A 23813-nucleotide genomic window follows, 5' to 3' on the forward strand; every position below is an offset into this window, starting at 1 on the left:
CCGAAGCAGAGAGTTCTGAATCGCGCCGATTGGCATAACTACAAACTGGTTCGCCAAAATCAACGCGCAGAACGACATTAGCCCTACTTGCGCGCTCAGAATCGACTGTGGAAATTGCTGAACGGTAACTGGCTGGTCAATCACGCTGACAATGCCGACACTGGCAAAAACTCGCTCACTGCTACCGGAGCAGCGCTTGACGCGCGAGCATTAAAAGAGACTGAACGCACAGTCGTCAATCGTAACGCCACTGCCGAGGAGCAGAGCAGCCAGCACCGTTTCGCGTGCTCCTGCTACGGGATCAAATCTCGTGAGCCAGCAAGATCGCCTGCGCAATCTCCTTCATCGATTTGCGTGTATTCATCGACAGTTGCTGAATCTTGCGGAAGGCTTCGGCTTCTTTCAGACCTTGCGTATCCATCAAGATACCCTTGGCGCGCTCAACCAGCTTGCGCGTCTCCAGCGTCTCTTTCAGGTCAGCTACCTGTCGATCCATCTCAAGGAATTCCTGATAGCGCGCAATCGCAATCTCAATCGCCGGCAACAGTTCAGCTTCGCGGAACGGCTTCACAATATAGTTGACGACACCCGCCTCTTTCGCCCGCTCAACCAGTTCGCGATCAGAATAGGCCGTCAAGAGGAGCACCGGCGCTATCTTTTCCTCAGTTAAGATGCGAGCAGCCTGAATCCCATCGAGCTTTGGCATCTTGATATCCATCAAGACAAGATCGGGTCGCAACTCGCGGGCAAGATTGATCACACTCACGCCATCGCCCGCTTCGCCAACCACCAGATAACCGAGACTGACGAGCGTCTCTTTCAGATTCATGCGGATGATCGATTCATCATCGGCAATCACCAGGCGGGTTTGGGGCATACGCTCTTCTCCTCTATCGTAACTGGCAACATGCAACGAACTGCGCATCGCCGGTTCGATTCCATTTATGTCGGCAGTATAGCATTCAACCATTCGCAGATCAACCGTCTTGCGAATGATTTTGTGCCTGCATGACACTATATATTATATGCCGAGCAGTTTCCGCAAGAGATCGTCTGCTTCATCAGGACGATTGTCTACCTGCTGATCAAGCAGTGTTTCGCTGTCATCGAGTCGGCGGGTGGATCGCCCGGTCTCTGAGGCTGGTGATACCGCACGCGACCATTCCGGATCGAACTCCGGCTCCGGCGCAGCCAGCTCAGATTGCCAGCGCTCGCGCTCTGCCGGTGGCAGATCGGATGCCATCTCGTCGTCTAGTGGCCCAATTTCCATCATCCAGCGCTCGCGCTCTGCCGGCGGTAAATCGCTCCAATCGACCGGCAATTCGTTGAATGATACCGGCCTCCGGTTACCATTCTCGTCAAGCGGCAACGACGAAGCCGGCTCATGCAACCAGGATTCCAGTTCACTGTGAGTCGACGGCCCGGCATTGGCCGACTGCGCATGACCAGCCTGATCGCTCGTTTCCGTCCGCCGGTTTGAATGGTCTGAACGTGTCGCAGAATTGCCTCCCACCGATTCTGCGATATGTCTGACTTTCGGGGCTGGCTTGCGCCAATCTGGCACGCTACTCGCTGCGTGGCCGGTACCATCGCCGCGCCTTAGCACTCGACTCAGCAGGGAACGGCTCGACCCGGTTGGCGATGAAGCAGGCGATTCTGGCGCCTCTGCCGGCGCTGCTGCGGACGATTTACGGCGCCTGGAAAAGTTCACAAAAAGATCTTGCCAGCGCTCCTGTTGACGGGTTGTCGTATCTGCTGGTCGGGCAGCCGCGCGCGTCGCCGATCGATATCCACTCCGAACCTGGGAATTCATCCCCAACAACGGGTGTTGCTCGATGTAACGATAAAAATCGTAGATCGCAAACAAGATAACAATAACCAGCGCTATCACCAGCGCAATGATAACGGGCAACATCCACGATACTCCATTACCATCACCTTGAGTTACCTCACCAGTCCTTACTGATGTAGCCATCGGAGTCGCTGTTGAGGTATCGGATGCGACCGGCATCACTGTCGCCGGGCACAGAACACTCAACGCCTGCGCGCCCGTTTCCCTGCCCAGCAAACCCAAACGCACCTGCCAGAGCGGATCATTCGGTTGCGGCGCAACGGGATCGAACTCAAAGCGCGCTCGTTCAAAGTATTGCACGATCAGATCGCGGCCAGTATTGGGATCGCGCTCGGTCACAGCATCGCTGATCGGATACCCAAACACATTCAAACCGCCATACCGTTCATAGAAGGCGCGGAAGCGTGGATGCGCAAAAGACGCCGGATCATTCAGATCGGTGCGCGGGGTAACTGGCTGATCGGGATACGCCAGCCGAAACGCAACTACCCCTAGATGAGAGCCTTGAACCCGGTTGGGCCAGTCGTTAGCGGCGTGCAATTCGAGGCGCTGACGTTCGGTATAGAGAACAACAACCTCTTGCTGACAATCACCGGCCAATTCACGACGCACCGGACCGAGCGGCAGACCGAGCAAAGCAATCGACTCTAACAGTGAACGGGGCTGTTCGCCGCCGAATGTCTGGTAGAAGCGGGCAAAATCACCGGTAATCGGTACATCTGGCATTTCGGGCAGGATCAGCGATGGACAGACCTCGATCTTGCCATTTGGTGGCAGCGGCGCGACCACGTGCAGTTGACCAGGATCGCCGAGCAACCGCGCTAAATCAGGTGGAGCAGTCGGCAATGGCGTTGGGCCGCGATTGCCATTGCCAGGCATAACTGGCAGGTAGCGAATCCCGGTTATCTGAGCCGCGCCATCGGCGTTGCGGGTCACGCCGACGTACATGAGGGTTGCCGGCGCGCTATCAGCGCCGATGAAATCGCCAGTCGAAAAGATCGCGAGACCTTCTCGATCACCGGCACGCACCCAGTCAACCGTTGCCGCTTGAGCGGGAATGCTCCCGATGACCAGATCGGCGCCGGCGGCAATCAGATTGCGCGCTGCATTGATCCGGGCCTGAGCCGGATCAGGGTCAACCGGATTGCCCCAGGCAGCCATCACGATGACCAGATCGGTCTCCCGGCGCGCCTGTTCGATTGCCTGGCTGATTGCCGGAAGTACGCCAGCGGCATCGGCCAGCAGGTTGACCTGCCCACGTGGATCGGCATTACCGTCTAGCCCCCACGTTGCGCTGAGAAAGGCCATTGTCAGCGGTGAATTGGGATGCGGCACGGTGACTTTCAGAAAAGGTGGCAGCGGCTCGCCACCCGATGCAATACCGTGCTGATAAATCCCGTAGCGGGCCAGTGTCTGCAATGTCGCATCGACTCCGGTAGGGCCGCGATCGAGTAAGCGCGGATGGGCTGCACCTAGCAAGAGCAGATTGCTCTCGGCCAGCGCTGCAGCCAGCGCTGGCGCCGGCCCACCAGCCAAAGGCCCGGCCAGGGTAGCAATGCCCAGATCGGCGGCTATCAAAAAGGGGCGCAACGGCGCCAATGACTCAGCGAAGCTCGGCGTCTCGATCCCGCCAGGAATGAGTGCGTCGGGAGTGATAGCGCCGGCAACGGCCAGCGTATACTGCACCGTATCTCCTCCACCACAGCGATTAAGCGCCAACCGTGACCCCACCGCCGGCTGCGCCTGCGCCACCGGAGTTGCGACAAACCACATCAGAATTGTGAGAATGAGTAAGAACCGGCTTGCAATCATACGTCAGTGCGCAATCGACTATGGCTTTGCGCTACATACAGTTTCAATTTACACGGGAGCAGAACTCTTCGCCGCCGGGCCAATGGTCAGGAACGAATTCTCTGCCGGGCAGCATCGGGCAAGTCTTTTAACCAGACACGAGCGGATTGCCGCCAGCCCTGATCATCGGCTAATCAATGCGGACAACGAGACCGGCAGATCAACGTTACGGCGCCATTTTATCTACTGGCGACAACCGCATATAGCGCCATAACAGCTTCAGCCCCGGTGAAACCAGGGCGCCGACTGCAACAATTGTACTACATTCTCAGAGGTTACGCCGACGCAGCCGTGAACCGGCCCAAACCAACATAAAGATGAGTGTACTGGTCAGCACAATGGCGGCGCCTGAAGCAATGCTGAGGTAATATGAGGCATAGAGACCGGCAACCCCGGCGATCACCGCCAGCAAGGCGGCAGCCATCATCATCGTATGCATGCGGTGGGTAAAGAAAGCAGCAGTAGCCGGAGGCGTAACCAGAATTGCCAGAGTCAATGCCACGCCAACAGTTTGAATTGCGACTACGATTGCTATCGCCAGCATCGCCAGCAAGAGGAGATCGAACAATCGCACCGGCAGACGAAGTGTTGCTGCCAGTACCGGATCAAAGGTGATCAACATCAACTCTTTGTAAAAGAGGATAATGACGAGCAGTACTAATGCCCCGAACAAAGCAATTCGCCAGAGATCGCCTGCGCTCACGCCTAAAATGTTACCGAAGAGGAAATGCGAAAGATCCACCGCAGAATTGCGCACGGTCGAAATTAATGCTACTCCCAGCGCAAACATGGCGGCAAAGACAATCCCAATTGCTGTATCTTCCCGCATACGAGCTGCGCGACTGATGGCGCCAATTGAAACCGAACTGATCAGCGCCGCCCCTAGTGCCCACCAGAAGAGCGCGCCGCGATCGGCGCCGTTGATCAGATAGCCGACCGCAATGCCTGGTAAAATCGTGTGGGCCAGCGCATCACCCAGAAACGCCATCCCGCGCAAGATGACATACACGCCCACCACGGCACAGACGATTCCAACCAGCAGCGCTGCGATCAACCCGCGCTGCATGAAAGGGTAGGCTAGTGGGGTGGTGAGAAAGTCGATCATAGCGTTCTATCCGGTGTTGGATCGCAACACGTATCGGCCACGGTGAGTAAGCCATCACCATCACTCAGCAAATGGAGATGACCACCATAGGTTGCCACCAGATTAGCGGCGGTAAAGGCTACCCGCGCTGGCGCGCACGCGATCAGGCGACGGTTCAATAACATGACCCGATCAAAATAGCGCGCTGCCTGTTGCAGATCGTGCAACGCGGTCAAAACTGTTACTCCTTCGGCCCGCAAGGCGGCCAGAGTTCGGAAGATTTCGTCTTGAGAGGGAATATCAAGCCCAACTAGCGGTTCATCCATCAGCAAGAGACGCGCTTCCTGAGCCAGCGCGCGCGCCAGAAACACACGCTGCTGTTGCCCGCCCGATAACTGCCCAATCTGTCGATCGGCAAAAGCCGCCAACCCGACCCGTTCGAGCGCCCGCTGCGCTAACTCGCGATCGTGGCGCGATGGGCGGCGAAAGAGACCGATCCGCCCAACCCGTCCCATCAACACCACATCACTCACCGAGACAGGAAACCGCCAGTCAACCTGCAAGCGTTGCGGCACATAGGCGATTGTATTCGGTTCAGGCCGTTCAGTGCCGAATACTCGAATCTCACCGGTGGTGATCGGTTGCAGGCCGGCAATCGCCTTTAGCAACGTACTCTTACCGGCGCCGTTGGGGCCAACAACGGCCACCTGTTCACCAGCCTGGATTTCGATGGAAATATCGCTCAATGCCTCAATCTGGCGATAGCGCGCGGTCAGATGGCGAATGGTGAGCGCCGGCACAGCAGTCGTCGTCGCAGACGTTGCCGGTTCAGATACAGACGAGACAGCCATATCATGTTCCTATCACGCCACATCTTGTTTAATACACAAAGGGGCAACGCGCTGCGTCGCCCCATGATTGTAAACGAGAAACCGGTTTACCCGCGCAGCGCATCAGCCATTTGCTGCACGTTGTAGCGCATATAGTCGATATAGGTTGCGCCCGGCCCATTCGTATCAGTGAGCGACTCAGTCAATACCGGCACAATCTTAATGCCGGTATCGCGGGCAATCTGCTCGGCCAATTGCTGGTTAGCAATGTCGCCAACGAAGATCGCCGTCACCCCGTGATCGGCGATCAAATCTTGCAATGCCGCCAGCTCTTGCGCTGAAGGCGCAGCGCTGGTGCTTACCCCCGGAATAATAGCGCCCAACTGGCGCAACCCATACCGATCGGCCAGATAACCAAAGATGATGTGATCCGAGACGATCAGCCGCCGTTCAGCCGGAATCGCCGCAAACTGCTCTGCAATCCAACGATCGAGTTCATCGAGCTGACGTTGATAGTCAGCAGCGCGTGACGTGTACATCGTTGCGCCTGCCGGATCGATCCGACTTAAGGTAGAGGCGATCAGATCAGCCCACGCTTTTACATTGGCCGGGTCTGTCCAGGTGTGACCATCGATTGTACCCGCTGCATGGCTGTGCTCTTCACCGTGCTCGTCGCTGTGTTCGTCACCGTGCTCGTCGCTATGTTCGTCACCGTGCTCGTCGCCGTGTTCTGCGCCATGCTCTTCACCGCGCGAATGCCCGACAGCTTCTTCTGCACTCAGCTCGCGCAGAACCAAACCTTCTGACAACGCCACCACTTCCGCCTGTGTGCCCGAACTGGTAATGAGGCGCTCAATAAACTCTTCATAACCGGCGCCAACCGTGAAGATTGCCCTCGCTTCATTTACGCGCGCCAGATCCTGCGGCGACGGCTCGTAATTGTGGGCGTCGGCGCCAATCGGCACAATTGTCGCTACCTGCACCCGCTCTCCGCCAATCTGCCGCACCACATCGGCCACAATGCTCGTGCTGGCCATGACGGCAATCGGTTCCGGTGCAGTCGAGGTCTGGCTCGCTGGCGCCTGACCACAACCGGCAACCAAAAGCACTACGAGCGCAATTATGAAAACTCTTTGGATCGCATTCATTGTATATACCTCCATAATGAAACATTGTTTCAACAAGATTATGACTCACGCTGCATCGACTGTCAAATCCGGCTTCCAGATCACTAATAGCCCGGCCTGCCACGATCATCTCATCCAATCGCTGCCCGGTGACTGCCACGGCATCGCGCGTTGGCATTGGTGTCGCCACACAACCCGGCCCGCAACGGCATCCACGAACAATACCGTTTTACTCGCTTCATCAGCGGCACACGTAGTTAGAGCAATCGATGCTTCTCACGCGAACGTGGTATGATTAGCGGCGAAACAGAGCGGAGGTGTTATGCGAGTTTTCATTACCGGCATCACCGGCCCGGTTGGTAGTTTTCTGGCCGATTACCTGTTGACAATTCCCGGGTTAGAGATCCATGCCTTTAAGCGCTGGCGGAGCGATCCGCGCCCGATTGCGCATCTGGAAGGAAAAATCACCATTCACGAAGGCGACATCGAAGATGCGTTTTCGATTGATCGCGCTGTCGCTGCCGCCCAACCTGATCGTATCTTTCACCTCGCTGCCCAAAGCTACCCCAGCGCATCGTGGGATGCGCCAATCCTGACCATGCGGGCCAATGTGGAAGGCACTATCAATCTACTTGAGGCAGCGCGTCGCCATGTGCCCCAGGCCCGGATTCACATTGCCGGTACCAGCGCCGAGTATGGGCCGGTGCGCCCTGACGAAGTGCCCATTCGCGAAGATCACCCTTTGCGCCCAGCTAGCCCCTATGGGGTGAGCAAGGTCGCTGCCGAGCTGAGCGGTTTGCAGTATCACGCCAGTTATGGCATGCACGTGGTTGTGACCCGCTCGTTTAACCATGTTGGCCCGCGCCAGGGGGATCGTTGCTCGATCCAGACCTTCTGCCGTCAGATGGCTCTGATTGAAGCCGGTCAGCAACCGCCGGTGATCTACGTGGGCAACCTCGCGCCGAAACGCGATTTTACCCACACCCGCGATGTGGCGCGGGCACTGTGGCTCTTGCTCGAACACGGCACGCCCGGCGAAGTGTACAATCTTTGTTCAGGGAAGGCCGTGCGGATCGGTGATATTGTTGATCTGGTCATTGCGCTGGGACGAACACCAGTTACCGTGCAACTTGATCCTGCCCGTCTGCGCCCGGTTGACGAGCCGATCTTGCAAGGAGACAATCGCAAACTGTGCGCGGCTACCGGCTGGCAACCTGAAATTGGGATTGAACAGATCGTCGCCGAGGTGTTGGATTACTGGCGCGCGCAACTGGGGGTGCCGGTCAGCGATGTAAAGCAGGATTTTCCCCAAAACCGGTAAGATCCGCGCAGATGCCTCTCTCGTCAGCCCATGTCAGATTGTGGCGCATATTGCCAGATCGACAGCCATCCGCCGACATTGCGGCATCTGCGCATCAGTAGATTGAGATGATGGGCACACTCTATCTTGTCGCAACACCAATCGGCAATCTCGAAGACATAACCCTGCGCGCGTTGCGCATTTTGCGCGAAGTGCGACTCATTGCGGCTGAAGACACCCGCCACACCCGCATCTTGCTCGATCACTACCAGATCACCACGCCGTGTATCTCCTACCACGAGCACAATAAACTGACGCGGCGCGATGATATTTTGGCGGCATTGCAAGCAGGTGATGTGGCGCTGGTCTCAGATGCCGGCACACCGGCGATTGCCGATCCCGGTCAGGAATTGGTGCAGGCATGTCTTGCTGCGGGTCACCAGGTTGTTGTCATCCCCGGCCCGAGCGCGCCAATCGCCGCTCTGGTCGCATCGGGTATGGATACCAGTCGTTTCGCGTTTATCGGCTTTCTACCCCGCCAATCGCGCGAACGACGCGCATTACTCGATGAGATTGCCGACCTGACCATCACCGTGATCTGTTTTGAAACGCCCCACCGCCTGCTCGAAGCGCTACGCGATATTGCCGCTGTTCTCGGCCCGCGCCCGCTCGCTGTTGCCAATGACCTGACCAAGCGCTTCGAAGCGATATTTCGAGGCACGGCTGATGAACTCATTGAACACTTCAGTCAACAGTCACCGCGCGGCGAGTTCACGATTGTCATTGCCGGCGCCGAGCCGGTCAGCGATCGAAAACGCGACCGTTACCGCCTGCGCGCGCAAACGACCACTGTGACCGAGGAAACTATCGCTGCATATTTGCGCAGCCTCAGCGAGCAAGGTTTGCGGGGCAGCGCCGCAGTGCGTCGCGCTGCCCAGGAATTGGGGGTGCCTAAAAATACCGTCTATGACGTGTGGCGCGACATATGTGACCAATGAATAACGAGCAGCCTGCAAGGTGGCTATAGCACACCCACCGAACTGTTATCGCCCAACATAAACCGATACGCTTTCGGACGGAGCGGACTGCGTCCGATTTCAACATTACGCCCGATCAGGCTATCCTCCAGACGGTGTGGCAGGCCGCGAATAGTGCAGTATTCCAGCACGATGCTGTGTTCGATCTCGCACTCTTCGATATGGCAATGGTGATAGATTGAGGTAAACGGCCCGACATATGCGTTCACAATGCGCGTGTGCTCACCGATAATGGCCGGACCGCGAATCGTGCTGTTGATGACCTCGGCGCCCTGCTCGATGATCACCTTGCCGATCAACTGCGAGTCGCGATCGACGTACCCCTGCACCGATGGCTCTAACTCGTCAAGCACCAGTCGATTTGCTTCAAGCATGTCGTCTTTCTTGCCGGTATCGATCCACCAGCCCTCGTGGACATAAGGGTACACCTCGTAGCCGTTACTCACCAGCCACTGGATGGCGTCAGTAATCTCAAGCTCGCCGCGCGCCGACGGTCGAATCGCTTCGACTGCCTCGAACACGTGATGATCGAACATGTAGATGCCAACCAGCGCCAGATCCGATTTTGGCTCGCGCGGCTTCTCCACCAACCGAATGATCCGCCCGTCGTCATCCAGTTCGGCTACACCGAACGAACGGGGATCACTCACCTTTTTCAACACGATCTGCGCGTTGTAGTTGCTGCGGCCAAACTGCTCGATCAGCGGACTGATTCCGCCCTGAATACAGTTATCACCCAGGAACATCACAAACCGTTCATCGCCGAGAAAATCGCGACTGATCTTCACCGCGTGAGCCAACCCCAGTGGCGCTTCTTGTGGGATGTACGTAATCTTCACTCCCCATCGGCGACCATTGCCGACGGCTGACCGGATTTCGTCGCCGGTATCACCGATCACGATCCCGATGTCGGTAATTCCAGCATCACGAATTGCCTCGATCACACGGAAGAGCACCGGTTTGTTTGCCACCGGCACCAACTGCTTGGCGCTGGTATAAGTAATCGGACGCAACCGGGTGCCTTTGCCGCCGCTAAGCACAAGTCCTTTCATAACTGCCTTCTTCACTGTTGAGAGCGTCTACCGCTGACTGATTCTACACCATGTGGCAGAGACGGCAACTTGTGGTAGAGTTACCCAAATGGTCACTGTTCAAGGAGGATCATATGGCAGAGATTCGCGGCATTATTAGCGCTATGCTTACGCCGTTCACCAGTGATGTGGGACCGGTCGATTATGAGTGGCTGCCAGGATATTTGCAATTTTTGGCCGATGGTGGTTTGCACGGTGTCCTGGCGCTTGGCACTACTGGTGAAGGCCCGTCGATGAGCGTTGCCGAACGAACGCGCGCGCTGGAAATCATTATGCAGCATCGCGGTGAATTGAGTGTCATTGCCGGCACCGGCTGCGCGGCGCTGACCGATACGATTGCGCTCAGCCGGGCTGCAATCGACCTCGGTGTCGATGCCATTCTCGTGATGCCGCCATTCTACATCAAACAGCCGAGCGAAACCGGCATTCTGGCCTATTTCCGCGCTCTCTGCGATGCCCTCCCTGCCGACGCGCGCGTGATGCTCTACCACATCCCACAAGTTACCGGCGTGCCGATTACAACCTCGATCATCGATGGACTGATCGAGAGTCATCCCGGTCAATTTTTCGGTCTCAAAGACAGTAGTGGCGATTGGGAACATTCAAAGATGCTGATCGACCGCTACCCGCAACTGCGCATCTTTACCGGTAGTGATCGCCTGATCGCTCGCGCGCTGGCCGGCGGTGCCGCCGGAGCGATTACCGCTCTCTCGAGCGCTTTCCCACAGCTCGCCCGCGCCGTCTTTGACGCTTTCCACAATGGCGGCGATGTTTCGGCAGCTCAGGCTCGGCTGAGCGCAGTGCGCGACCTGATCGATCCGATGAACACACCGCCGGCGTTGAAAGCTGCGCTGACCTGGACCAGCAATCTACCGGAGACAGCGCTGCGCTTGCCGTTGTTGCCGTTGAGCAATGATGAAGCCGAAGCGCTGCGCGCCGCTTACAAGCGAATTATGGCCGGCGCATAAGCGTCATCGTAGCAGAGTCGGGTATGCTGCGCAATCGCCCGGTTTACCCGGTAATGCTCGATGACAGGCTGAACGGTAATTCAGAGTATACTGATACCAGGAGTTGCGTCACGCGCGCCGCGTCCGGTTACCTGGCAGATGCTGCGAGAGATCATTATTATCGCTCGCTGCATCTGCGCGCGCTCATGTTGAGATGAAACATCTATGAACCAGATACCGCTAGCCAATCTGCACGTCCGTGAACTGACTCCACTGCAACCACCACGGGCGCTGAAAGCCGAATTGCCCATCAGCCCTGCGGCAGCCAGGACGGTAGCCGAAACCCGCGCCGCGATTCGCCGCATCCTGCGCGGCGATGATCAGCGTCGAGTCATGGTTGTCGGCCCATGTTCAATCCACGACCCGGAAGCAGCGCTTGACTATGCGCGTCGGTTGCAGGCTTTGCAACAGCCACTCGGCGATCAGTTATTAATCGTCATGCGCGCATACCTCGAAAAACCGCGCACGACCGTCGGTTGGCGTGGGTTGATCAACGATCCCCATCTCGACGGTTCGTTTGACATGGCTGCCGGTCTGCGCATCGCTCGTCAGCTCTTGCTGGCGATCAACGAACTTGGCGTGCCGGTTGCAACTGAGATGCTCGACCCGATTAGCCCGCAATACCTCGACGATCAGATCAGTCTGGCCACCATCGGCGCCCGCACCAGCGAAGCGCAGACCCATCGCGCTCTGGCCAGCGGTATCTCGATGCCGGTCGGCTTTAAAAACGGTACCGATGGCGGCATTCAGGTTGCAGTGAATGCGTGTGTTTCAGCGGCAGTGCCGCACAGCTTTCTTGGCATTGATGAAGATGGTCGGAGTAGTGTTGTGCGCACTACCGGCAACCCGGACAGCTTCGTCATTCTGCGTGGTGGGCGTCACGGCCCCAACTACCATCTGGAGTATATCGTGCAAGCCACCCGACTGATGCGCGAAGCCGAACGCGCGCCGGCAGTGATGATCGATTGCAGCCACGCCAATTCAGGGGGCGATTTTCGCCGTCAGGAAGCTGTTTGGCAGACAGTGCTCGGCTACATGGTCGAGGAGGATCTGCCAATTATCGGCATGATGCTCGAGAGTAACCTGTTCGAGGGAAAACAGCCGCTTGTTGCCGACCGTAGCATCTTGAAATATGGCGTCTCGCTGACCGATGGTTGCGTCGGCTGGGATACAACCGAGCGTCTGTTGCACGAAGCCCACCTTGCGCTGAGCAGACGCTAGGCCAGCGCGCAGACGCCCATCAACCGGGTTGTTGCGGCGTCTGCGCGTGCCAGTATGGTTGTTAGTTTACAAACGCGGCATGCACTGCGCGCACAGCTTTGTCAGCATCGGCATCGGCAACGACCAGCGAGATGTTGTTTTCAGTGCTCCCCTGCGCAATTGCGATTACATTCACCCCCGCCGCGCCGAGCGCACCGAACACCCGTCCGGCAATTCCCGGTGTGCCGCGCATGCCCGAACCGACGACCGCGACAATCACTACCGGCGTGATCACGCCGATATGCTCGACATCGTGGGCCGCAAATTCACGGTCGAGTTCACAACGCAGTTCGTTCACTACTTTCGCTGCCTCATCACCCGGCACCGCAAAACAGACACTCTGCTCGCTGCTGGCCTGTGAAATGAGCAAGATATTCGCGCCGACGCGCGCCACTGCGCCAAAAATGCGTGCCGCTACACCGGTGAGGCCCAGCATCCCCGGCCCACCGACCGTGATCAGGCTCAGCCCTTTGATAGCCGTAATCGCATGCACGCTCCCGCTATCGCCTTCTGCGTCAATAAGCGTGCCCGGATGGGCAGGGTTGAAGGTATTGCGAATCCGAATCGGGATGCGACGATGCACCAGCGGCTGCACTGTCTTGGGATGCAACACGTTCGCGCCGTAATAAGCCATCTCGCTCATCTCAGCATACGAGAGACGCGGCAATGTGCGCGCTTCCGGCACCACCTTTGGGTTAGCCGACAATACTCCATCCACCTCTTTCCAGAACCAGACCTCATCGGCATCGAGATCGGCTCCCAGGATTGCGCAGGTGTAGTCAGAACCGCCACGCCCCAATGTCGTCGGCACACCAGCCCGGGTTGCGCCGATAAAACCGGTCACAACCGGCACCCGGTTGGACGCCAACAACGGCAACAACCTTGCGCGACTGCGCTCGCGAGTATCCGGTTCAAGAGGCGAGGCATTGCCGTAACGATCATCGGTCACAATCAATTCGGTGGCATCAATTGCCTCAGCCTCAATGCCGGCGCTGCGCAAGGCAGCGGCGATCAGGCGCGCATTGAGTCGCTCACCCAGGCCGCTAAACAGATCGAGCGCGCGTGGTGTCAGTTCGCCTAAAACAGCAATGCTGCGCGACAAATCACTCATGTAATCGAGCATTGCCCGAATCTGCGGCTCAAGGTTGGCGCGCTCGTCAGGAGAGAGTAGCTCGGCAGCTACTCGCATATGCATCTCGAGCAATCGCGGCGCTACCTGCGCAGTGGCATCGCCATTACCTGCCGCTGCGGCCCTGGCGGCGGCAATCAGGGTATCGGTTGTGCGCAGATCAGGCGCATTCATCGCCGACACGACCACCACAACCTCGTGTTCGCGAGCATGCGAGCCTACAATCTCGACGACTCGCCGTATTGCCTCGGCACTGCCAACCGAGGTACCGCCGAATTTCATCACCAGACGCATTGCTAAACTCCTTACTGATGGCGATCAATAAACAACGCCGCGGCGTGCCCGTTTGTGCATCACCGCGACGTGAACTGCATTGGCGTCAGGCGAGGTGTGAATGAGATACGCGCAATGTCTGTTCTCTTCCCTACCGCGCCGTTGTTGTGGAAACCTCTTACGGAATCAGCAGTAGCTTCCCGCTCGTTGCCCGGTTTGCCAGCGCCACTTGCGCCGCAGCCGCCTCGGTCAGTGGATAGCGGCGGTCGATCCGTACCTGCAACTCACCTGCCCCAATCCAGGCAAAGAGATCATGTGCCCGCCAGCGTAGCTCATCGGGCGTGGCGATGTAGTGAAAGAGGGTTGGCCGGGTCATAAACAGCGATCCCTTGCTGCTGAGCGTCAACGGCGAAATTGGTGGCACCGGCCCGCTGGCGTTGCCAAACGTGACAAACATCCCGCGTGGCCGCAAGCTGTCGAGACTGCCTTCCACCGTGCTTGCTCCCACCGAGTCGTAGACGACATCAACACCGCGACCATCGGTAAAGGCGCGGGCGCGCTCAACAAACGACTCGCGAGTGTAGATGACCACTTCATCAGCGCCAGCAGCCCGCGCCAGCGCCGCCTTCTCCTCGGTCGAGACGGTGCCGATCACCCGCGCTCCCAGCCGTTTGGCGATTTGAATCAGCAGCAATCCCACGCCGCCAGCCGCCGCATGCACCAGACAGGTATCACCCGCTTTCAACGGAAAGGTGCTAAAAGTCAGATAGTGAGCCGTCATGCCCTGCAATAGCACTGCCGCTGCCGTTTCCAGATCAACATTGTCTGGTATACGCACCAGCTTGTCTGCGGAAGCCAGCGCATATTCGGCATACCCGCCGATTGCGGTCACGCAACCAACCCGGTCACCCGGGTTCCACCCGGTCACCCCTGTGCCAACCGCATCAACCGTGCCCGCCACTTCAAGCCCCAGAGTAAACGGCAACGGCTGCGGGTAGAGACCGCTGCGATGGTAGATGTCGATAAAATTAACCCCGGCTGCCGCGACTTTCACCCGCACCTGTCCCGCACCCGGCTCCGGCAATGGAATATCGACCAGTTGCAACTGCTCTGGCCCACCGGTCTGGTGTATCTGGATCGCCCGCATCTCGTACCTCGCCCTTGCGCTCAAATCGAAAACCGACCTATACTATAACATAGCGCTATTCAATGCGTGTTAGTGATGTAACAACCATCCCGATGAAAGTTCCAGGCCGATGTCGGCAACTGGACGGGAATTTGTATTGTCGCTCTGTCATTCACGAGCAAATCTTCAATGATCGATGTCAGATAATGAATGCATAGATGGGGGCAGTAGTGCGGAAAAGTGGTCTTCCTCCCGAATACTTCGAACGTTATGACGAAAATGATGATCGCCTCTTCTATCTTTACCCCCGTCTCACCGCCCATATTGATGAACTGGCGCGTTGCGCCGTCACTCAATTGATCCGTGAAGAGCTGCCCCAGGGTGGCTGCCTGCTCGATTTGATGAGCAGTTATGTCAGCCATCTACCCGATGATATTCCGCTACAGCGTGTGGTTGGACTGGGTCTTAACGAAGAAGAGATGCGGCTGAATCCACAACTGCACGAGTACGTGATCCACGATCTCAACGCGAATCCGCAGTTACCCTTCGCCGATGCAACGTTCGATGGCGTCGTTTGCACCGTTTCAATCCAGTATATGACTCGTCCGGTTGAGGTCTTTGCCGAGGTGGCCCGCATTCTCAAACCGGGTGGCCCCTTCATCGTCACCTTCTCTAACCGCTGCTTTCCCAGCAAAGCAGTTCGGATCTGGCTGGCAACCAACGACCGCCAGCATCTTGAACTGGTGCGCTACTACTTTGAACTGGCCGGTGGCTTTGAACAGATCCGCTGCCTTGATCGATCACCTCATCACTGGCTGAGTGACCCACTCTACGCCGTAGTTGGGCGACGAGTGGTATAATCAGCGGCTAGTGAATGGGATGAATACTGGAGAAGATCAATGCCTTCGGCCCCACCTCAACCGGTACAACTCGCCTGTCCATCATGCGGCACTCGCTTTCGCGCGCTGGTCTATACGCTGGTCGATGGCGGTGAACAACCTGAACTGAAAGCAGCTCTGCTCACCGGTCAGCTCAATGTCGCCGTCTGTCCTGGCTGTGGCCTGGCAAGTATGCTCAGTGCGCCGCTCATCTACCACGATGCTGGAAAGCAGCTCTTTCTGGTCTATGTACCCCAAGAGCTGAACAGTCAACCTCAGGAGATCGATCGCTTCATCGGCGATGCTTCCGCGTTTATGATGCGCGCGCTACCTGCCGAAACGCCGCGAGGTTATCTGCTGGCGCCGCGTCGTTTTCTTACTCTCCAATCATTGCTCGAAGCTATCTACGAAGCTGATGGCGTGTCTGCCGAAGATTTGCGCCGCCAAAACCGCTATGTTGAAATCTTGACCGAGCTGGTCAATCTGCTTGAGGATGATAAGCAGTTTACTGAGGCAGCGCAACGTTACAACGCCGACCTGACTCCAGAGTTTTTTGCCACGCTCGATGCATTTATCAACGCCACCAATGATGCCCAGGCTCAGATGCGCTCGATGTTGATCAAGGTGCGCGAGAAGCTGATGGCATACACTGCTCGCGCCGCAGCGCTCGCCGCAGCCGAAGAGGTGAAGACAGCCATCGAGCGGCTGCGCGCGGCTGGTGATGACGAATTACCTGCCCTGATCCAGGAATTGCGCCCGCTGATCGATTACGGTTTCTTTGAATTGTGGACGGAGCAGATCGAAGCCGCCGAAGCCGCCGGCGATACGGCAACAGCGCAGATGTTGACGGCGCGGCGCGCGCGAATTCTTGAGCTGGTTGAAGAGATTGACCGCGCGGCGCAAGAGCTGTTCGAGCGCGGTAGCGCCTTGATCGATGCCGTTCTGGCTGCGCCCGATCCGGCTGCGGCCCTGCGCGAACGAGCGGCAGAGGTTGACGAAGGCTTGTTGACGGTCATTTCGGCCAGTATTGCCGCTGCGCAACACGCCGGGAGCGCCGGGCTGGTGGCGCAACTTGAGATGCTGGCTGCTACCGCGCGTGAGATTATCGAATCGCGCCTCTCGCCTGAAGATCGCTTTATCAACGAGCTACTTGCGCAAGAGACTGCCGTTGAAGCAACGCGCATGTTGCGCAAGAATATGACTATGATTACGCCTGAGCTGGCCCGCCGCCTTAACGAGCGGGCTGAAGCCGAAACGAAACGGGGCAATCAAGCGGATGCCGAACGCCTGCGCCAGCTTGCCCGCGAAGCCAGCGCGTTGTTGTTCTGAGACGTGATGGTATCTCATGACATCATTCACGTGTCGGCGTCAATCCTATGCGCGCGTTACTGCTCCGCCTGCTGGCCATCATAGCCCGTCCGTGGGTGCGCCGTAACCCGGCGCACCCGCCGCAACGGGTGCTAATCATCAAACCCGATCATCTCGGCGATCTGCTGCTGGCAACACCGGCGCTGGCTGCTCTCCGCAGCGCTTTGCCTGCTGCCCATCTCACCGCGCTGGTGGGGCCATGGGCTGCGCCAATGTGGCAACGTCTGCCCGAACTCGATACCCTCAGCACCCTACCCTTTCCCGCTTTCGACCGCGCCGCCGCAAAACCTGCGCTGCTCGCTCCCTACCTCCTTCTGTTGCGCGAGGCATGGCAACTGCGCCGGCAGCGTTACGATGCCGCGCTCATGTTGCGTGACGACCACTGGTGGGGTGCGGCCTTAGCGCTCCTCGCCGGCATTCCACACCGGATCGGCTTTGCCCATCCCCTCTGCCGACCTCTGCTCAGTCAGGCGCTCCCCTACGATCCCCGCCAGCACGTCACCCAACAGGCGCTTGATCTTGTTACCGCGCTCACTGGCCAACCGGCCACGCCCACGGCGCTCCGCTTCTCACCTTCTGCCGCCGCGCGCGCATGGGCCGCAGCATGGCAGCAACAGCATGTCAGGCCAGCCGAGCAGTTGATTATCATCCATCCCGGCACCGGCGGCCCAACCAAGCACTGGCCTGAATCGCATTGGATTGAACTGATTGCAGCCATCCGGCAACCAGATCGACGTATCGCCCTGACCGGCAGCCCTGCCGAGAGTGGCAGATTGGCGTTGATTGCCGCTGCGCATCCCGACACGCTCACCCTTAGCGCCGAACTCACCATCGAGCGCCTTGCTGCCCTGTTCGCTCACGCCACGCTGGTTATCGGCGTTGATAGCGGCCCCCTCCACATTGCGGTTAGCCAGGGAGTGCCAACAATTCATCTCTTCGGGCCGAGTGACCCGCACCGCTTCGGCCCGTGGGGAGACCCCCACCGTCAGCGCGTGATCAGCGCTGGCCTGCCCTGTAGTCCATGCGGTGTCTTTGCAACCTGTCCACGCGGAACTGACCCACCTGAATGTATGGCTGCCATTCAACCGGCTCAGGTTACCACCCTGGTAGAGCAGATGATCAAGCAAAACAGAAGTAAACCAATCGACCGGCTATGATTGACGCTCATTCTCGTGATCGGTACAATGAGAGGCTGTGATCGATCGGTCAAGGAGAACTGCGCATGGCTCGTTTCTGGTGGATCGGTTCAATCTGCCTTCTAATCGTTCAGGCTGGCCTTATGCTCACTGCATGCCTGCCCGATCCGCCACCACGCCCTCTGATTACAATGCCGGCCATTCTCGACATTACGCCAGCGCCTACGCTTGACATAGACGCCACTGCTACCGCCTATGCCAGCGCGCCGCGCCCGACACCAACCATAGCGGCGCTCTATATCGTGCAGGCCGGTGATACGCTTAGCGCAATCGCCGAACGGTTTGGTCTCACCGTCGATGAAATCGTCGCCGCCAATAACCTCACCGATCCCAACTTCATCCAACCCGGTCAGACGTTGCTCATTCCATCACTGATCGGCACGCCGCAACCAACGCTTACGCCCACACCGTAATCAGTCAGTTGTGGCAGACAATACCAGTCGCCAGCAATTCACATTCCCCAGGCGGCGGTATTGCAGTGTGTCGAGAAAGGCCTGGGCAATTGCCAGTCCACGACCACTCTCTTCCCAATCATCAGGCAACATCAACGTTGCCGCCGGCATTGCCCATGCTTTTCCGTTATCGACCACGCGCGCCTCTAGTCGCTGCGGCGAACAGCGTAACCGTAACCGAATCGGCGCATCACCAGGTGTCACTGCATATTGCAAAATGTTTGCTACCACTTCAGCCAGCGCTGTGCCAAATCGAATCTGTATGTCAGTTGTCACTTCCGCCTCTGCCCAAAATGTATCCAGGGCGGCGTGCAACTGAGCAATCCCTTCAGCCGGCACAGTACTCAATTCGTAATGGCGCTCGATTCGGCGCATAACGGCACTCGTTAACTATTACCCAGCCTGTAACGCCTCAGTCACATTTGGGTAAGGCTTTAACACTCGATGAAGCGTTGTCAATTCTAGCATTGCCTGCGCCTGCGGACCTGGACTGGCCAGTCTCAAATCGCCTCCGGCCAGCCGCGCGGCTTTCAGACCGCCAATCAGCGCGCCCAATCCCGAACTATCGACAAAGCTGACCTCGCTCATATCGACCACAATCAGCCGAAACCCCTCATTCACGACCTGGGCCAAGCGCTGCTTCACATCAGCCGCAACCAGGAGATCAAGCCGTCCACTCAATTTCACTACCACTGCTTGTTGACCCGCCGGGTTGACCGTGATCTCCATGTCTGCTCCTTTGGCAAAATCATCACGCATATCAGACTACTGCTCCTCTGATGGCTGGTACATTGCAGCATCGATGACTACGCTGAGCATAATCAGATCGTACACTGCCCAGAAGACATTGACAAGCACCGGCAACCCGTCATTGCGCCAACCCAACGCCAGTTGTCCTAACCCGATCACGATAGATACGGCCAGGAGCGCCATCATTGCAATTTGCCAGCGCACCAGGCCGAAATAACGCCCATGCTGGCGCGTCTTGGGCGTTACGATGAAGCCGAGTTTTTTGCCAAACCACACATTTCCCGCCGCTGTCACCACAGCCTTGATCCAGAGTGGAAAGAGAGCCAAACTGTACTGTTGACCGCGCCATGTCGGTCGTCCCCAACTGATCACGGCAAACAGCAGTTGATTGACGGCAAGATACGGAACCAGTCGCCAGAAAAATTCATCTGATAGCGCATTGACTGGCAAGAGACCAAAGATGAGATAAAGCGGTGGCGAAATCAGATAAATAATTGTAGGTATTCCCGACAGATAACTCCACATCGTATCAAAGTAGGCAAGCCGCTGGCCGAGACTCAATCCCGGTAGAGTCAGCGGATTTTCCCGCAGCAGCACCTGAATGGTGCCCTGCGCCCACCGCAACCGCTGCTGCAATGCGCTGCGCAGATCTTCTGGCGCCAGACCGTGGGCCAATATTTCGTCGTGATACACCGATTTCCATCCTGTTGCGTGCAACCGCATTGAGGTGGACATATCTTCGGTGACCGAGATAGTTGAAATTGGCAAATAATCCATCGCTTCATTGACAAGCAGCGGGATCAATTGTCGCACCGTCTCGATCGCCGCCAACGGCGAGCGGTCGCGGGCCGCCAGCTCTGCCAGCAACGCCTCATCATTGAGCGAACGCATAATATCGGCGGCTTCAGCCGACTGGATTTCCGCCAGATCTGCCATAATCTGCCGCAAATCGTCCGCTACGACTAGACGCGCAGCCTCTTCCACCCGGCGCTGAAACCGTTCCGTCACCTCCTGGAAGGTATCGCCTCGATCAAGCTCACGTCGCGCCTGCGCCACTGCCTTGCGTAGCGCGCGCAACGCCGGCGCAATACGCTGCCGATCCGCTTTGAGCAGCCGCCGTTCAGCCCGTCGAATAACTGTATCTGCTTCGCGCAAAGCGCGCCGAATCCGGCGCTCGACATCGCGCACAAAAAAATACACTCCCATCCGCGCCAGCGCTTCGCGGCGCAAGACAGCATTCGATCCGCAGAAAAAAGCTGCATTCCAGCCATCCTTGCCCTGCTGGATCGGGCCATAAAAGAGTGGCGCATGACTGCCAAACGGATCGCCGGGTGGCACATTGATGAAGTGTTGGGGTGTTTGCACTAACGCCACCTCGGGATCGGCAAAGTAGCCCAATGTCCGGTCGAGGATGTGAGGCAACGGTACCTGATCGGCATCAAGGATCAAGATGAAATCGCCCGTTGTCTGCTCGAGCGCATTGATCAGATTGCCGGCCTTGGCATGCCGATCAAACCCCTGCCACACTGATGAACGGGTAATATAGCCGCACCCCTCTTCAACCGCCATTGCCCGCATCGCCGGATTGGCGCCGTCATCGAGCAAATAGGTCTGGTGGGGATAACGAATTGCCACTGCTGCGCGCACCGTCTTCCGCACCAGCTCGACTGGCTCGTTGTAGCACGTGATGAAGACATCGACCCGCAACCCCGCCGGCGCTGGCGGCGGCTCGCCTCGTTCACGCAACCGAAAGACGGTGAGACCAAAGAGAACGCTACCGATATAGCTGTAGAGTTCTGCGCCGAATAGCGCCAGGGCAAACAGCCATGCATGCCAGTTGAGCGAGACGAAACCTCGCCAGAGCAGGTAATAGGCGCCAAGGGTCAGGTTGGTAATGACCAGGATTTTGATCAGGCCGCGCCGAAACGCCGCCCATTCCGCCGGCCCCCAACCAGCATGCGTAAAGATGGCGCGAAGTGGCGAATACTCCATAGTTGCGTAGTGAGCGATATTCTCAAGCGAGTCGCTACTCGCCCCGCATTTCTCACGGTTTCCGCAGCCAACGGATGCGCGCGACCAGCGCCGCCGTTGCAATCAGGGCTAGCAATACAATCCCGCCCACAATCTGCCAGGCCGGAATGCGTTCGAGCAATACCACTTCCACCCGCGGCGTCAGGCTTTGTGGCGGCAACGCCAACGGCGCCGCTAACGGCACAACAGTGATCTCTGGATCGCCGGTAATCTGCGCTTGCCTGCCCTGCAACACCTCCAGTAATGCCCGTTCACGCAAAGCCCGCACCCCTAGCCGCAAACCATTACCGTCAGCCGCGTCGATCACCAATATCCACTCACCGTTCTGCCATGGCGATGGCACAATGTGCAACGTTGCCTGCGCGCCGCGACCCGGTTGATAGACAAATGGAGTACTCGCAGAAAGATTGAGTTCCAGCGTCAGCGGATGCCGGTTTCGATCGCCCAGAATTGCCAGCGGCCCGCTGCGCGTTTCGCCCAGCGCATCCACCGTAACCAGCGCAGGTGGTGGCATAGAAGGCTTTGCGCTCCAGCGTCCAACGGCTGCGGCCAACTCTAAACCCGCCTGCACCTCTGCGGACGTGGGTTGGGATGGCAATACCAGCCGCGCGGCATTGTTCCCGCTCAATACCGCCGGAAAACGCCCCAAATCATTCGCTGCCGCCGGATCGTGTGGCAATCGCCACGCTGAAGATGGCATGACGATTGCCCAGGCCGCCGCCGGATCAACCTCTTCGCAACCGATATTGGGAAGATCGAGATAGAGGCGCACTTGCAGATCAAGCCGACGCAACGGCGTGCCAGCCAGATCGCTATTCAGCAGATCGGCGGGCAATTCGAACCGGTATCGCTCTACGGCACTTGTGTCAACCCGTAACCGTTGCGAACCGAGCGTAATCCCATTTACGGCTACCGCCAACCACGACGAGTCGGACAACAAACCGGCGGCTGTGACAACATGCAATTCCAGCGTCGCCCCAACCCGTACATCCCACTCAGGCGGACGCTCAAAGGCATAATCGATTCGATGTTCTCCTGCGCCGGTCACCTGCCGCTGACCAATGCCCAACTGAGCAAAACTAGCCGCGCTCTCCTGCCATGCCACTGCGACCGCCTCCGGCGGCGGCTGGGTCACGGCCAGCAACGGAGCAGCCGGCAACGAGGTTGTCAACGCGCGCGCCGCGTATGCCAGAGCAGTTGGCGAGGCCCCGGCTACCAGCAAGCGTGGTGGAGCAATGGTGACAAGCGCCAGTAACCCGTGCTCAGCCGGAATCAACTCTCCGTTCACCTCATAGTTGCCGCCATTCCAGCGCACCTGCCCCCAATCGCCTGCTGGCAAGGCGCCCAAAACAACCGCAATTGCCGGCGCTTGATCGGGCACCGTTGCATCCACTGCCAGCGCCGGATCTTGCCCGCTTAACGCCGACCAGCGGCCCACCGCAAAGGCAACCGTGCTCGCTGCGGCCAGCGTTGCTGGATCGGTAGCTGGCGATAAGACCAGGGTCGGCGGCTGACGCATCGCCGGTGCGCTGAGCGGCAATGGCGCAAAGAGTGCCGCCAGATCGGCCAGCGTTCCGTCGGTAACCGGTTGCAGGTTAAGTTGCAACGTTGAGTCGCCGCTCACCACCGTCCACAACGCCGGATTTTGCACCTCCTCGCAATCATCGTCGGTCAAGCGCATATGCAATTGCACCTGGAGAAACAGTCCCGGCCCGGAAAAACCAGCTATCGGCAGCGGCACTGACAGGGTGCCGCCATCAGCCGTATCCGGCGTCAACCGCATACTGCTCAAAGACTGACCGTTCAATGCAACCGAGATTGTCGAGCGGTCAGAGCGTAATAGCGGTGAATGGGTGAAACGCAGTGTCAGCAGGCCATCACGAGCCGGTTGCAAACCCGTTGGGATGGGGAAATAATAATCAAGAATGGCATCTATGCCACGCGCCGCGCGATCGCCATAGCCGAGATCGACAAAGCGCATCGCCCCCTCTTGCGCACCAACCGGCATCGGCGCAATGGCTCCCAGCAAGCTTAGCGCGAACACGAACCACCAGCGCATCCAATGACAGCGCATCCAACGACAGCTCATGTCAACTCCTCAGCCACACAGTCCCGCGCCAGCACTACCACTGTCAGATCATCCGTTAAGGGGCCAAGCAACGCCGGCAATG

General features: G+C 58.1%; 20 protein-coding genes. 8 read left to right on the forward strand and 12 right to left on the reverse strand.

The window, feature by feature from the left end:
* Positions 1–301: 301 nt before the first annotated feature.
* From Q0650_RS04295 to Q0650_RS04315, 5 genes are all read right to left on the reverse strand, one after another.
* A complete protein-coding gene (locus tag Q0650_RS04295; RefSeq protein WP_298816271.1) occupies positions 302–877 on the reverse strand; it encodes an ANTAR domain-containing response regulator in 576 nt (191 codons plus the stop codon).
* Between the two features lie 144 nt (positions 878–1021).
* Positions 1022–3664 carry a CapA family protein gene (locus tag Q0650_RS04300; RefSeq protein WP_298816273.1) on the reverse strand — a complete coding sequence of 881 codons (2643 nt, stop codon included), beginning with the start codon at positions 3662–3664 and terminating at the stop codon, positions 1022–1024.
* 307 nt (positions 3665–3971) lie between these two features.
* A complete protein-coding gene (locus tag Q0650_RS04305; protein WP_298816275.1) occupies positions 3972–4808 on the reverse strand; it encodes a metal ABC transporter permease in 837 nt (278 codons plus the stop codon).
* Positions 4805–5638 carry a metal ABC transporter ATP-binding protein gene (locus Q0650_RS04310; RefSeq protein ID WP_298816277.1) on the reverse strand — a complete coding sequence of 278 codons (834 nt, stop codon included), beginning with the start codon at positions 5636–5638 and terminating at the stop codon, positions 4805–4807. The genes Q0650_RS04305 and Q0650_RS04310 overlap by 4 nt, the downstream gene beginning before the upstream one ends.
* Before the next feature lie 86 nt (positions 5639–5724).
* Positions 5725–6765, reverse strand: a complete 1041-nt coding sequence (locus Q0650_RS04315) for a metal ABC transporter substrate-binding protein (RefSeq protein WP_298816279.1) — start codon at positions 6763–6765, stop codon at positions 5725–5727.
* A gap of 301 nt (positions 6766–7066) precedes the next feature.
* Between Q0650_RS04315 and Q0650_RS04320 the strand changes: the two genes are divergently transcribed.
* Positions 7067–8065 (forward strand): GDP-mannose 4,6-dehydratase, encoded by a 999-nt coding sequence (locus Q0650_RS04320; RefSeq protein ID WP_298816281.1) that lies wholly within the window; start codon positions 7067–7069, stop codon positions 8063–8065.
* 107 nt (positions 8066–8172) lie between these two features.
* The gene (rsmI, locus tag Q0650_RS04325; protein ID WP_298816282.1) at positions 8173–9042 is read left to right on the forward strand and encodes a 16S rRNA (cytidine(1402)-2'-O)-methyltransferase; all 870 of its coding nucleotides are present in this window, start codon (positions 8173–8175) and stop codon (positions 9040–9042) included.
* Positions 9043–9065: 23 nt separating this feature from the next.
* Here rsmI and Q0650_RS04330 read toward each other — a convergent pair whose 3' ends face one another.
* Positions 9066–10133 (reverse strand): glucose-1-phosphate thymidylyltransferase, encoded by a 1068-nt coding sequence (locus tag Q0650_RS04330; protein ID WP_298816284.1) that lies wholly within the window; start codon positions 10131–10133, stop codon positions 9066–9068.
* Positions 10134–10246: 113 nt separating this feature from the next.
* Here Q0650_RS04330 and Q0650_RS04335 point away from each other — a divergent pair, with 113 nt between their 5' ends.
* Positions 10247–11140: a dihydrodipicolinate synthase family protein gene (locus tag Q0650_RS04335; RefSeq protein ID WP_298816286.1), complete on the forward strand. Its 894-nt coding sequence runs from the start codon at positions 10247–10249 to the stop codon at positions 11138–11140.
* 204 nt (positions 11141–11344) lie between these two features.
* Positions 11345–12400, forward strand: a complete 1056-nt coding sequence (locus Q0650_RS04340; RefSeq protein ID WP_298816288.1) for a 3-deoxy-7-phosphoheptulonate synthase — start codon at positions 11345–11347, stop codon at positions 12398–12400.
* Positions 12401–12461: 61 nt separating this feature from the next.
* Here Q0650_RS04340 and Q0650_RS04345 read toward each other — a convergent pair whose 3' ends face one another.
* Together Q0650_RS04345 and Q0650_RS04350 are read right to left on the reverse strand one after the other, a co-directional pair.
* Complete coding sequence (locus Q0650_RS04345) at positions 12462–13862, reverse strand: aspartate kinase (RefSeq protein WP_298816290.1); 1401 nt, start codon at positions 13860–13862, stop codon at positions 12462–12464.
* 157 nt (positions 13863–14019) lie between these two features.
* Positions 14020–14988: a quinone oxidoreductase gene (locus Q0650_RS04350; RefSeq protein WP_298816292.1), complete on the reverse strand. Its 969-nt coding sequence runs from the start codon at positions 14986–14988 to the stop codon at positions 14020–14022.
* A 197-nt stretch (positions 14989–15185) separates the two neighbouring features.
* Here Q0650_RS04350 and Q0650_RS04355 point away from each other — a divergent pair, with 197 nt between their 5' ends.
* The 4 genes from Q0650_RS04355 to Q0650_RS04370 all read left to right on the forward strand — a co-directional run bounded on the left by Q0650_RS04355 (position 15186) and on the right by Q0650_RS04370 (position 18822).
* The gene (locus Q0650_RS04355) at positions 15186–15827 is read left to right on the forward strand and encodes a class I SAM-dependent methyltransferase (protein WP_298816294.1); all 642 of its coding nucleotides are present in this window, start codon (positions 15186–15188) and stop codon (positions 15825–15827) included.
* A gap of 39 nt (positions 15828–15866) precedes the next feature.
* On the forward strand, positions 15867–17174 hold the full coding sequence (locus Q0650_RS04360) for a CpXC domain-containing protein (RefSeq protein ID WP_298816297.1): 1308 nt from the start codon (positions 15867–15869) through the stop codon (positions 17172–17174).
* 47 nt (positions 17175–17221) lie between these two features.
* Positions 17222–18370 (forward strand): glycosyltransferase family 9 protein, encoded by a 1149-nt coding sequence (locus Q0650_RS04365; protein ID WP_298816299.1) that lies wholly within the window; start codon positions 17222–17224, stop codon positions 18368–18370.
* Between the two features lie 65 nt (positions 18371–18435).
* Positions 18436–18822, forward strand: coding sequence for a LysM domain-containing protein (locus Q0650_RS04370; protein ID WP_298816301.1), 387 nt, complete (start codon positions 18436–18438; stop codon positions 18820–18822).
* On the opposite strand, the gene Q0650_RS04375 is transcribed toward Q0650_RS04370, so the two are convergent.
* The 4 genes from Q0650_RS04375 to Q0650_RS04390 are packed head-to-tail and all read right to left on the reverse strand — an operon-like array spanning position 18823 to position 23731.
* The gene (locus tag Q0650_RS04375; RefSeq protein WP_298816302.1) at positions 18823–19236 is read right to left on the reverse strand and encodes an ATP-binding protein; all 414 of its coding nucleotides are present in this window, start codon (positions 19234–19236) and stop codon (positions 18823–18825) included. It lies immediately after the preceding gene.
* Positions 19237–19254: 18 nt separating this feature from the next.
* Entirely contained in the window at positions 19255–19590 is a 336-nt protein-coding gene (locus Q0650_RS04380) for an STAS domain-containing protein (protein ID WP_298816304.1), read from the reverse strand.
* 36 nt (positions 19591–19626) lie between these two features.
* A complete protein-coding gene (locus tag Q0650_RS04385) occupies positions 19627–21603 on the reverse strand; it encodes a glycosyltransferase family 2 protein (protein WP_298816306.1) in 1977 nt (658 codons plus the stop codon).
* 52 nt (positions 21604–21655) lie between these two features.
* Positions 21656–23731, reverse strand: a complete 2076-nt coding sequence (locus tag Q0650_RS04390) for a cellulose biosynthesis cyclic di-GMP-binding regulatory protein BcsB (protein WP_298816308.1) — start codon at positions 23729–23731, stop codon at positions 21656–21658.
* Positions 23732–23813: the final 82 nt, after the last annotated feature.

This window comes from uncultured Chloroflexus sp., assembly GCF_937129525.1.
In the GTDB taxonomy this organism is placed as follows: domain Bacteria; phylum Chloroflexota; class Chloroflexia; order Chloroflexales; family Chloroflexaceae; genus Chloroflexus.

Coding starts and splice junctions, on each gene's coding strand:
- Q0650_RS04320 (WP_298816281.1), top strand. CDS start 7,067: ATGCGAGTTTTCATTACCGGCATCACCGGCCCGGTTGGTAGTTTTCTG.
- Q0650_RS04385 (WP_298816306.1), bottom strand. CDS start 21,603: ATGGAGTATTCGCCACTTCGCGCCATCTTTACGCATGCTGGTTGGGGG.
- Q0650_RS04345 (WP_298816290.1), bottom strand. CDS start 13,862: ATGCGTCTGGTGATGAAATTCGGCGGTACCTCGGTTGGCAGTGCCGAG.
- Q0650_RS04360 (WP_298816297.1), top strand. CDS start 15,867: ATGCCTTCGGCCCCACCTCAACCGGTACAACTCGCCTGTCCATCATGC.
- Q0650_RS04340 (WP_298816288.1), top strand. CDS start 11,345: ATGAACCAGATACCGCTAGCCAATCTGCACGTCCGTGAACTGACTCCA.
- Q0650_RS04300 (WP_298816273.1), bottom strand. CDS start 3,664: ATGATTGCAAGCCGGTTCTTACTCATTCTCACAATTCTGATGTGGTTT.
- Q0650_RS04380 (WP_298816304.1), bottom strand. CDS start 19,590: ATGGAGATCACGGTCAACCCGGCGGGTCAACAAGCAGTGGTAGTGAAA.
- Q0650_RS04370 (WP_298816301.1), top strand. CDS start 18,436: ATGGCTCGTTTCTGGTGGATCGGTTCAATCTGCCTTCTAATCGTTCAG.
- Q0650_RS04390 (WP_298816308.1), bottom strand. CDS start 23,731: ATGAGCTGTCGTTGGATGCGCTGTCATTGGATGCGCTGGTGGTTCGTG.
- Q0650_RS04330 (WP_298816284.1), bottom strand. CDS start 10,133: ATGAAAGGACTTGTGCTTAGCGGCGGCAAAGGCACCCGGTTGCGTCCG.
- Q0650_RS04335 (WP_298816286.1), top strand. CDS start 10,247: ATGGCAGAGATTCGCGGCATTATTAGCGCTATGCTTACGCCGTTCACC.
- Q0650_RS04375 (WP_298816302.1), bottom strand. CDS start 19,236: ATGCGCCGAATCGAGCGCCATTACGAATTGAGTACTGTGCCGGCTGAA.
- Q0650_RS04315 (WP_298816279.1), bottom strand. CDS start 6,765: ATGAATGCGATCCAAAGAGTTTTCATAATTGCGCTCGTAGTGCTTTTG.
- Q0650_RS04305 (WP_298816275.1), bottom strand. CDS start 4,808: ATGATCGACTTTCTCACCACCCCACTAGCCTACCCTTTCATGCAGCGC.
- Q0650_RS04350 (WP_298816292.1), bottom strand. CDS start 14,988: ATGCGGGCGATCCAGATACACCAGACCGGTGGGCCAGAGCAGTTGCAA.
- Q0650_RS04355 (WP_298816294.1), top strand. CDS start 15,186: ATGGGGGCAGTAGTGCGGAAAAGTGGTCTTCCTCCCGAATACTTCGAA.
- Q0650_RS04365 (WP_298816299.1), top strand. CDS start 17,222: ATGCGCGCGTTACTGCTCCGCCTGCTGGCCATCATAGCCCGTCCGTGG.
- rsmI (WP_298816282.1), top strand. CDS start 8,173: ATGATGGGCACACTCTATCTTGTCGCAACACCAATCGGCAATCTCGAA.
- Q0650_RS04310 (WP_298816277.1), bottom strand. CDS start 5,638: ATGGCTGTCTCGTCTGTATCTGAACCGGCAACGTCTGCGACGACGACT.
- Q0650_RS04295 (WP_298816271.1), bottom strand. CDS start 877: ATGCCCCAAACCCGCCTGGTGATTGCCGATGATGAATCGATCATCCGC.